We start from the raw sequence: 7,016 nt of genomic DNA on the forward strand, positions 1-7,016 counted from the left end.
CTGCCGCCGATCGCCCTGCTCCTGAGCGCAGCACCCGCGGCTGCGGCCGAGATCCATGACGGGTTCGAGACCGGTCGCATCGACCCACAGATCTGGGCGCCCTGCCCGCGGGAAGAGAACCGCTTCTTCCTCGACGACACCGTGGTCCGGTCCGGCCGCTTCAGTGCCGGCATGGCGCTGCTGCCGGGCGATTCGCTGCCGGCCGCGATCCCCCCGATGGCGGTGCAGCGCCGCCGCAGCGGCTGCGTCGAGACCATGCCGGACGCCGTGTTCGCGCCGGAAAACGACCAGCGCGCCGAGCTGTGGCTGCAGCCGACCGAGCCGAACGGCACCGAACGCTGGTTCGGCTTCAGCTTCCGCATCGACGAGGCGGTGCGGAACGACGGCAACCGCCTGATCGTCGGCCAGTGGAAGCAGAGCGGCAGCTACAGCCCGTTCCTGGCGCAGCGCTTCAAGAACGGCGCCTTCCACATCACGGTGGAGCAGGACGGCCCGACGCCCGGCCGGCAATGCCGGGTGCTGGTCGCCTGGCAGGATGGCTACGACTTCTCGGATTTCCCCGGCGCCCACAGCTTCCTGCACGGCGGCGCCGATGCGCTGGGTGTGGAGATGCCGACCGATCGCAGCAGCGACTGCAGCAGGGGCCTGACCATCGACCGCCAGGGGCCGCTGCCCTCGCCCATCCGCGCCTGGGTCGACATGGTGGTGCATCTGCGCGTCGCCAGCCGGCCCGACGATTTCATCGAGATCTGGGCCGATGGCCGGCCGGTCGTCACCGTGCATGGCCCGATCGGCTTCCGCGACGCCGGCGCACAATACTTCAAGTTCGGCGCCTACCGCGACCCGTCGACCAACCCGCTGGTCGTGCGGCTCGACGATTTCAGCCGGGGCGACGGCTTCGACGCCGTCGATCCCCGGCGCTTCGACCCGTAGCGCCGGGGATCGACGTCAGACTCCCTATTTCGCCTTCCAGCCGTTGTTGCTGCGGTCCTCGTCCGGCAGCTTGTGGTCCGGATCGAGGACGACCTGCGACACCGTCTTGCCGGGTTCGGTCGTCACCGTCGTGGCCGCCTGGCGGATGAAGCTTTCGGCGGGCAGGCGATAGTCTTCGTGGCTGCCATCGGTGAAATCGACGCGCAGGGTCGCGGGCAGGATCAGCTTGTCCTTGGCGGCGATCGTGATCACCGTGCCCTTGCCCGCATCGCCCGGTGCGACCTTGTCGATGGCGAGATCGAGCATCCAGTTGTGGTCGTACCAGCCGCGCCACCACCAGGACAGGTCCTCGCCGCCGGCGCTCTCCATGAACCGGAAGAAGTCGGCCGGCTTGGGATGCTTGAACGCCCAGGCGGCGATGAACTCACGGTAGGCGGCGTCGAACCGATCAGGCCCGAGGATCTGCTCGCGCAGCAGGATCAGGCCGAAGGCCGATTTGAAGTAGGTGATCGGATGGCGGTACTTCTCGATGATCGTGTCGGCGCGCGACAGGATCACCGGCGCGTTGGGGTCCTTGAGCACGGACAGGATCTCGTCGGCCGGATTGCCGCCGCCCGGCGCATATTCGCTGTCGCGCTTGGGGGCGTATTCGCCCTTGTTGAAATCGTCCGACTGGTAGACGTCGATGAAGGTGTTGAAGCCTTCATCCATCCAGGCGTCGCGGCGCTCGTCGAAGCCGACGATCATCGGGAACCAAGTGTGGCCGATCTCATGCGCGGTGATCCAGAACAGGTCCTTGCCCGCGTCGCTGATGCCATCGAACAGCAGGCCCGGATACTCCATCCCGGAGATGTCGTCGGGGCCGGCGACATTGACCGCGACCGGCCAGGGATAGGGATACCAGCGGGTGGAGAAGCGCTCGACCGAGTCCTTGAGATATTCAGTCGATCGGCCCCAGCGGTCGGCGCCCTGGCTCTCGGCCGGATAGAACGACATGGCCAGCGCCGATTTGTGGTCCGGCAGGTTGATGCGGGCCGCGTCCCAGGCAAAGGCCGGCGAGATCGACAGCGCCACGTCGCGCGTGTGCTTCATCGCGAAATGCCAGGTCAGCGCGCCGTCTTTCTTCGGCCGGGTCGCAGCATCACCGATCTCCTGCGGGGTGATGATCGCCACCGTGGCGTCGCTGGTGCGGGCCTTGTCGAGCCGGGCGCGCTGCTCGCGGGTCAGAACATCATTGGGATTCTGCAGCTCGCCCGAGCCGGCGACGATCATGGTGCTCGGCACCGTGACCGCGTAGTCGATTTCGCCGTATTCCAGGTAGAATTCCTGGGCCAGGAAGGGCAGCGTGTCCCAGCCGCGGACGTCGTCATAGACCTGCATGCGCGGATACCATTGCGCGAGGCTGTAGATCGGGCCGTCCTTGGCGTTGCCCCAGCCCATCCGCCCGCCCCATTCCTCGCCCGGAATGTCGAAATGGTAGCGGATGTGGATCTTGACTTTGCCGCCCTTCGGCGACAGCGGCTTGTCGAGCGCAATCCGCCCGCGGGTGTCGCTGACCAGGACGGCGACCGGCGTGGTCTTGCCGTCACGCTCGATCGCGACCTCGTCCAGCACATAGCCGGCGGAGGAGCCGCTGTCCGCCTTGCCGGCGGCGTAGGTGCCGCGGCTGTCCGGCCGGTATAGGTTCTGGTCGAGCTGCAGCCACAGCTCGCCCAGCGCATCCGGGCTGTTGTTGGTGTAGGCGATGACCTCTTCGGCGCTCAGGGACGGCGTCTTGGGGTCGAGCGTCGCCTTGATCTGATAGTCGGCGCGATTCTGCCAGTAATCCGGGCCGGGCGCGCCATTGCCCGATCGATAGCTGTTGACCGCCTGCCCCATCTCCCGCGGCGCGAAGGTCTCGCGCGGCTGATACTCCGCCGCCAGCGCCGGGGTGGCGATGACAAGGGCGGCCAGGATCGGCACGGGACGAAGCGAAACGATTAGGGAACGGGACACTCGGCTGATCCGCTGCATGGGCTTTCCGCCTCCATTGGCTCAGGGCTGACCGCGGTGCCGGAAAGCGACGACCGGATGGCCCACCGTCGCGAAGCGCTATGCTTCGACAGTGAACCGGCCAATGCTTTCGCGCGCGATCAAGAAGGAATTCGTGAAACCGATGAGACTCGCTTAAAGCACGATTCGCGCGGCCCATGCATCCAATGGATAGGCGAAGTTCGTCATATCGAATTCCAACTAAATTCAGATCATCGGAGTGTCGCGTCAAAGGAAACCGGTGTTGCGCATCGGGACATGAGCGCTACGGCCACAGCCGATCGCGCGACCAGCCATTCGCGTCTTTGAGGTAACGGAGGCGGCCGTGACGGCGGCCCTCATCGCCCTGCCAGAATTCGACGGCATGCGGGCTGACGATGAAGAGCGCCCAGTTGGCGGCGACGAGATCGGGCGCCTCCTCCAGCCTGCGAAGCTGCTGCGCGAGAGCCACGTCGAGATCCTGCGCCGACTCCAGGGGGTCGCTCTGCCGGTCCAGCATGGCGACGGCCTTCGCGCCCTTCGGCCGGGCCAGGAAATCGGCAGCGCACTCCTGCTCTTCGGCCCGGAATGCGAGGCCGCGTACCCGCACCTGCCGCCCGAGCGCCGGCCAGTAGAAGGTCAGCGCGACCTGGGGATTGCCGGCGATCTGCCGGCCCTTCGGCCCGTTATCCGTCGTCGCGAAATGCCAGCCCCGATGGTCCAGGTTCTTGAGAATGAGCACGCGGGCATCCGGCGCCCCCTGCGCGTCGACGGTCGACAGCACCATGGCATGCGGCTCCTTGATGCCGGCATCGATCACCTCCCGCAGCCAGGACGAAAACAGCGCTCGCGGATCGTCCGGCGCCGTGTCCGGATCGAAGGGCGGAAACGGGCCGGCCAGGGATTTCAGCGCGCGGAGCTCGTCCTTCATGTCGGTCATGCCGGCCGCGACACGATGAGGCGCAGGGAACCTTCGAAGAAGGGCTGCGTGCGCAGTGCGCCATAGCGCCGGTCCCAGCTGCCGTCGGCCAAGTCACGCCCGAGCTCCGCGGTGAACCTGTCGCCAATGCTTGGGTCGACGAAGCTCCAGGCGGAATTGGCCAGCCGCGCCCCCGGGTCGAGCATGCGTTCCGGCCGGCCGTAATAGGCCTCGCCGAAGCCATCGACGCAGTCCAGCGGGATGGGCACGGGGATGATCTCGACATCGCCGCCGAAGGCCGCCGCGATCGTGGCCATCGCCGGATAGCGCCGCGCCTCGACCGCGATCATCTCGGGCGCATAGGCGTGCAGCCAGGACCGGTCGAGCGCGTCGGGATCACAGCTGAGCACCAGGACCGGCCCGCGCGCGACGCGCCGCATTTCGCCGAGCCCGCGGGCCAGGTCGGACCATTGATGCACGGTGAAGGTCGCTATGGCGGCGTCGAAGCTGCCATCCGCAAAGGGCAGCTGTTCCGCCGTCGCATCGATCGCCACCGGCAGGTGGGCCGGTCGCTGGGCGCGCATCGCAGCCGACGGCTCGACCGCCGTGACCTCACGATCGACCGGCTCATAGGAACCGGCGCCGGCGCCGACATTCAGGACCGTCCGGGCCGGTCCTAGAGCCTCCCGGATGAACGCGGCGATGTGCGGATCGGGCTGGCGATAACTGGTGTAGCCGGTGCCGATCGCGCCGTAATTCGCGTCGCCGGCGCTGCCATCCTGATGCCTGCGGCTCATGAATCCTGCTCCATCTCGCTCTCGAACAAAGCCGCGCGACTGTTCCTTTCGGGACAGAAGCGATTTCGTGTGACAGAAAGAAACATCATCAGTTCAACTGACAAAACCGATATGACGGCACATCGAATGTTCGGAAAACGCACATGGCCAGGCGCATTCCCTCCCTGAACGCCCTGCGGGCCTTCGAGGCCGCCGGCCGCCATGGCCGCATGACGCTGGCGGCCGAGGAGTTGAACGTCACGCACAGCGCCGTCAGCCGCCAGGTCCAGCATCTCGAGGCTGTCCTCGGCGTTGCTTTGTTCGAGGGGCCGAAGAACCGGCTGCGCCTGACGGAGGCAGGGTCGACCCTGCTGTCGGGGCTGGTGACCGCCCTGGACCAGATCGACGCCTCCGTCCGCGCCGTGGCCGACACCGAGGATGGTCCGCTCGACGTGTCCTGCCCCGGCACCTTCACGATGCGCTGGCTCATTCCCCGCCTCTACCGCTTCCAGGCCGACCATCCGAACATCGATGTGCGCCTCACGGCCTCGTCGAAGCCAGTGGATTTCAGCCGCGACGGGTTCGACGTCGCCATCCGCGTCGGCACCGCGCCGTGGCCCGCGGGCGCCGACATCATCCCCCTCTTCCCCGAGCAGACGGGACCGGTGCTCGCCCCGCAACTGGCAGAGGGTGTCCCGAACAACCTGAAGGGTCTGCCGCAATTGCACACCCGGACGAGGCTGCGTGCCTGGGGCGACTGGCTCGCGCGCTCGGGCCGCTCGGTCGAAGCGGGCCCGGGCGTCGAATACGAACACTTCTACTTCATGCTCGAAGCCGCGCGGGCCGGCCTCGGCGTCTGCGTCGCGCCCTGGCCGTATGTCACCGACGACATCCGGTCCGGACGATTGACCGCACCCTTCGGCTTCCTCGACAGCGGGCACGACTACGTCGCCCTGCGCCGCGCCCGACGCAACCGCAAATCCAGCCTGTTCTGTGACTGGCTCGACCAGGAAGCGGATCAGTTCCGGACATCCGATCCGCCGATCCGCTCCAAGGCCGAGCCGGCCAAGCCTTAAACTGACAGCGGCTTCCCGATCGCCGGGTCGCTCCAGGTATCGTCCGCGGTCTGGACGCGGCCGCTGAAGCGCCGCAGAAAGTTCGCGTCGGACTTCTGCCGGATGGTCACGTCGTACCAGGAGGACGACCTCGCCAACGGGAAATACAGGATTTCCGTGGAATGCCCCCGGACAACCTTCGCCTTGGTCAAGGAGTTGTAGGCCTCCGACACCTCGAATTCGCACGGCCTGTCGCCGGAATTCTTCAACGTCACCTGGATGCCGCCGCCGAACACATTATAGGCCAGCCGGGCTTCGGGCCCACGACGCGGCCCGTGCCGTTCGGTGATGCCCTGGAACTCCGCGAGATAGCCGTCCGGCCCGAACACCCGCCAGTGATACTGGCCGTTCACATCGTCCGCCGGCGGGGCAACGGGGAGCAGCCTCCCGGCTTCGATGGTGTAGTGGAAGGCCGTCTGGCGATCCTGCTCCGGGTTCCGGTAGGCGATGAAGTGCGCGCCGACCCGCCCGAGATTGAAGAAATCGAGGGCGAAGCTGCCATCCCGGGTGGTGTTTTCGTGGAGGTAGAAGCGGTAGGGCAGCGGGCAGGCAGGCCGCTTGAACGGATAGGCGACGCTGGGCATGGCCTGGGGGTTCGGGATCGCCAGCGGGTCCGAGCCGTTCTTGAGGGGGGCCGGCACCGTCTTGACCGCCGACGGCCATTTCTTCGTCGCGCCGAAGTCAAAGGCCGAGGTCAGGTCGCCGCAGACCGCCCGGCGCCACGGCGAGATGTTCGGGCACTGGATCCGGTGGCGATCGGCGCCCTTGGCGACCAGCCATTCCTCGAGGAAGCGCAGCACCGAGGTGTGGTCGAACAGCTGGGAGTTGACCCGGCCGCCGACGCTCCAGGGCGAGATCACCAGCATCGGCACGCGCGGCCCCAGCCCGACCGGGGTCGCCCCGGTCATGACTTCATCCGCACCGCATTGCGCCAGCGTCGTCTGGCCATAGGCGCTGCTGATCGGCGGGATCGGTGCCGGGACGTGGTCGAAATAGCCGTCATTCTCGTCATACATAATGAGGAAGACGGTCTTGGACCACACCTTCGGGTTCTGGACGAGGACGTTCAGGATGGCCGCGGTGAAGTTCTCGCCATCGCCCGGCGCCGCCGACGGATGTTCGCAATATTTGTACGGCGCCACGATCCAGGACACCGGCGGCAAGCCCCCGGGCGATTCCACGGCCTTCTGGAATTCGTTGACGACGCTCTCGCCCAGCACCGTGCTCGAAGCGTCGAAGGTCCGGCCCCGCTCATACAGGCCC

General features: G+C 66.9%; 6 protein-coding genes. 2 read left to right on the forward strand and 4 right to left on the reverse strand.

Annotation, left to right across the window (positions count from 1 at the left end; translation table 11 throughout):
• Positions 1–933: heparin lyase I family protein (locus AC3XYG_RS07435; protein WP_489139174.1), on the forward strand; the 933-nt coding region annotated here is incomplete at its 5' end.
• A gap of 24 nt (positions 934–957) precedes the next feature.
• On the opposite strand, the gene AC3XYG_RS07440 is transcribed toward AC3XYG_RS07435, so the two are convergent.
• The 3 genes from AC3XYG_RS07440 to AC3XYG_RS07450 all read right to left on the reverse strand — a co-directional run bounded on the left by AC3XYG_RS07440 (position 958) and on the right by AC3XYG_RS07450 (position 4,659).
• Positions 958–2,928: a M1 family metallopeptidase gene (locus AC3XYG_RS07440; RefSeq protein WP_489139175.1), complete on the reverse strand. Its 1,971-nt coding sequence runs from the start codon at positions 2,926–2,928 to the stop codon at positions 958–960.
• Between the two features lie 301 nt (positions 2,929–3,229).
• A complete protein-coding gene (locus AC3XYG_RS07445) occupies positions 3,230–3,883 on the reverse strand; it encodes a pyridoxine/pyridoxamine 5'-phosphate oxidase (RefSeq protein WP_489139176.1) in 654 nt (217 codons plus the stop codon).
• Positions 3,880–4,659, reverse strand: coding sequence for a class I SAM-dependent methyltransferase (locus AC3XYG_RS07450; protein ID WP_489139177.1), 780 nt, complete (start codon positions 4,657–4,659; stop codon positions 3,880–3,882). The genes AC3XYG_RS07445 and AC3XYG_RS07450 overlap by 4 nt, the downstream gene beginning before the upstream one ends.
• A gap of 143 nt (positions 4,660–4,802) precedes the next feature.
• On the opposite strand from AC3XYG_RS07450, the gene AC3XYG_RS07455 reads away from it, so the two are divergent.
• Positions 4,803–5,714, forward strand: coding sequence for a LysR family transcriptional regulator (locus AC3XYG_RS07455; protein WP_489139178.1), 912 nt, complete (start codon positions 4,803–4,805; stop codon positions 5,712–5,714).
• Here the strand turns inward: AC3XYG_RS07455 and AC3XYG_RS07460 are convergent.
• Positions 5,711–7,016, reverse strand: a 1,306-nt coding sequence (locus AC3XYG_RS07460; RefSeq protein ID WP_489139179.1) for an alkaline phosphatase family protein, incomplete at its 5' end; no start/stop codon positions are given. The two genes, AC3XYG_RS07455 and AC3XYG_RS07460, sit on opposite strands and share 4 nt — an antisense overlap.

The organism is Inquilinus sp. (assembly GCF_057815775.1).